The following is a 2,644-nucleotide window of genomic DNA, read 5'->3' on the forward strand; positions in this document are numbered from 1 at the left end:
TTAGAAAGGTTGATCGGGGCAGAAAGGGCGTTAGCCATAAACCTCAATGGCTTGGGCATTGCCTACAGCATTCAAGCCCAACTGGGTCAAGAGCCGGTGGCCAACCTAGAACAGGCGATCGCCAATTATCGAGAAGCACTTTCCTTTCTCAACCCCGCTCTCTTACCTGCTGACACCCTGAGAACTGGGCGCAACTTAGGCAATCTCGGTTTCCAGCAGGGTTGGTGGGACATTGCCATCGAAGGCTACAGCGCCGCCGTGGAAGCCGTTGAACAAAGCCGCGCCTGGGCAACCAGTGAAGCCCTTCGCCAAGAGATTGTCCGCGAGTCCATCGGTGTTTATGAAAACCTGATCCAAGCCGCCGTTAACCAAGGCGACCTCTCCCTGGCGTTGCGAACCGTCGAACGTTCCCGCTCCAAACGCCTCGCCGACCTGATCGCTGTGGGCGACCTCTACGCCGATGGGCGCGTTCCCCCAGAGATCCAAGCCTGGTATCAGCAGGTTAAGGAAAGCCGTCAGATCCAATCCCAACTCCGTCAAAAACCCCTCGACCAGCCCGGATTCACCCAGAAACCCCAACCCTACCCCATCGGCAACACCCGCGCCACCTTTGCCCCGGAACAACTTCGTCAACTAGAGGCCGCTGAACGTCAAGCCTGGGATGCTCTCTACCGCTTTGATGCCATCACCGCCCAACTTCAGCAACCCCAACCCCAACCCCGACTCGATGAGCTAACGGCGCTGCTTCCATCCCCCCAGACTGCCCTCCTCAGCTTCTATACCACCGCCACCCATACCCACATCTTTGTCCTGCGTCGCCCCTCCCGGGATGGCGGGGAAGGGGTCAACTGCCACACTATTCCCAATCCCCCGGAGTCTGCCAACGACCTGCAAAACTGGCTGATCGTCAACTGGGTTAACCCCTACATTGAGATTAATCAAGTAGAGACCCCCCAATCCCGCCAGCAGCGTCGGGATGAGTGGCACCAAGCTATGGCCACTCGTCTGCAAGAACTGGCAACCCGCCTGCAATTCGATACCCTCATCCAACAGCACCTCCAGGGCATCACTGAGTTAATTCTGATTCCCCACCTGTTCCTGCACCAAATTCCCTTCGACCTTCTACCCACCGCCCAAGGCCAACTCCTGGGCGATCGCTTTCGCCTTCAGTTTGTCCCCAGTACGAAAATTCTCGGACTGTGCCAAGAGCGATCGCAACCCACTCCCGACACCCTGGGGATTGTGGAAAACACCACAGAGGATTTGCCCTATACTCCCCTAGAGTGTGAGTGGGTCGCCCAAACCTGGAACGTGCCTCGCCAACGGCGGCTACAGGGGCGCACAGTCACCCCCGACTCTTATCTGCAATTGCTGAAACAAGTGCAGGCTTTGCTCTCCAGCCACCACGCCACCAGCCGCGCCGATGATCCCCTCAACTCCCACCTCGTCCTAGACGGGGAGCAAAAAGTCACCCTCCGGGATTTACTTAGTCCCCTGTGGCGTTTCCCCGAATTGTTGGAAGTGTTTCTCTCCTGTTGTGAAACCGGTCTCAGTTTTGCCACTTCCCGAGATGAAGAGGGAAACCTGCGACGGGAATTACTGGACGAACCCCTCAGCTTGGGTACAGGCTTTCTGCTGGGGGGCGCTCGTGCTGTGATTAGTAGTCATTGGGCGGTGGCTGATCTAGCGACGGCGCTGTTTTCGCGGGAGTACCACCGCGCCCGGCGGGCCGGAGAGGAACGTTTAACGGCTCTACATCAGGCTCGTCAAGCGCTGCGGGAGACTTGCCAAAAAGACTGGCGGGACCGTTTGACAGCCGATTATCAGCAGGCTTTCCAGACTTGGCAACAAATGCGCCAAACTAAGGATCCCAACGCCGATACTGCTCAAGCCAATTATCAGAAAATCGGCGAATTGATCAAGTGGCTTGGCAATTTTGCTCCCGACGCAGTGCCTTTTCAGGATTATCGTTACTGGGGGGCGTTCTATTGTCTTGGACTTCCTTAAAATTATGAATTATGAATTATGAATTATGAATGGGGGAATTATGAATTATGAATGGGGGAATTATGAATTATGAATGGGGTAATTATGAATTATGAATGGGGTAATTATGAATTATGAATGGGGGAATTATGAATGGGGGAATTATGAATTATAAAATATAAATTATGAATGGGGAAATTATAAATTATGAATGGGGGATTGAGGATTATGAAGGAGAAGAAGCCAATAGATATTCGGGAGCGTTGTTTTGATTATGCACTGCGGGCGATTAAACTTTATCAATTTTTGCAGGAAGGAAAAGATGGTGCAGGTTGGATATTGGGAAAACAGTATTTGAGAGCGGCAACTTCTGTTGGAGCTAATATCGAAGAAGCACAGTCGGGACAAAGTAAAGCTGATTTTATCCATAAAATGAGCATCTCTCAAAAAGAAGCAAGAGAAAGCCTGTATTGGCTACAATTACTAGAAAAATCAGAGTTAGTTCCCAAAAACCGCATTCAATCCCTCATCCAAGAAACCCAAGAAATTATCGCTGTTATCACTACCATTATCGTCAAAACTAAACAAAACAATTCCTAATTCCCCATTCATAATTCATAATTCATAATTCATAATTCATAATTCCCCATTCATAATT

2 protein-coding genes are annotated in these 2,644 nt (G+C 51.2%); both read left to right on the top strand.

Translation table 11 applies throughout. From position 1 onward, the window contains the following. Positions 1–9 precede the first annotated feature (9 nt). Positions 10–2,007, top strand: coding sequence for a CHAT domain-containing protein (locus tag MICAI_RS00300; protein WP_008196018.1), 1,998 nt, complete (start codon positions 10–12; stop codon positions 2,005–2,007). 207 nt (positions 2,008–2,214) lie between these two features. Then, positions 2,215–2,586 carry a four helix bundle protein gene (locus MICAI_RS00305; protein ID WP_157221702.1) on the top strand — a complete coding sequence of 124 codons (372 nt, stop codon included), beginning with the start codon at positions 2,215–2,217 and terminating at the stop codon, positions 2,584–2,586. The last annotated feature ends 58 nt before the right edge of the window (positions 2,587–2,644 follow it).

The sequence above is a fragment of the Microcystis sp. T1-4 genome (assembly GCF_000297435.1).
Lineage (GTDB): Bacteria > Cyanobacteriota > Cyanobacteriia > Cyanobacteriales > Microcystaceae > Microcystis.

Excerpts from the sequence above, each read along its gene's own strand:
- MICAI_RS00305 (WP_157221702.1), top strand. The coding sequence starts at position 2,215 with ATGAAGGAGAAGAAGCCAATAGATATTCGGGAGCGTTGTTTTGATTAT.